This window comes from Aeromicrobium phragmitis, assembly GCF_003674095.1.
In the GTDB taxonomy this organism is placed as follows: domain Bacteria; phylum Actinomycetota; class Actinomycetes; order Propionibacteriales; family Nocardioidaceae; genus Aeromicrobium; species Aeromicrobium phragmitis.
This window is the reverse complement of record NZ_RDBF01000297.1, coordinates 1-290: the sequence shown is the minus strand read 5'-3', so window position 1 is coordinate 290 and position 290 is coordinate 1. Positions and strand designations below refer to the sequence as shown.

General features: G+C 57.6%; 1 protein-coding gene. It reads right to left on the bottom strand.

Annotation, left to right across the window (positions count from 1 at the left end):
- A partial coding sequence (locus D9V41_RS17430) for an SNF2-related protein (protein WP_243697340.1) occupies positions 1-290 on the bottom strand: 290 nt, incomplete at both ends.

Here is a 290-nt window from a genome sequence, read left to right as displayed (position 1 = left end):
TGGGAAGCCACTCGTCAACCTCGACGAGTTCTGGCAACTCAGTCAGCACGTCCTCTTGGTTCCGCCGCAAATATGCAGGTGCGACCTGGCGGCGAAAACGTCGAGGCGCGAGCTCGTTCGCATCCAGCAATAGGTCCGGCCGGAGATAGCTCACGAGGTTTCGGAACTCATCGATACGGTTTTCCAACGGTGTGCCCGTCAAGAGAATCGCTCGGTCAGATCTGTCGATGAGGTCTGAAACGCGCTGCGAGCGCAGTGCAGCAGGGTTCTTGATGTAATGGGCCTCATCA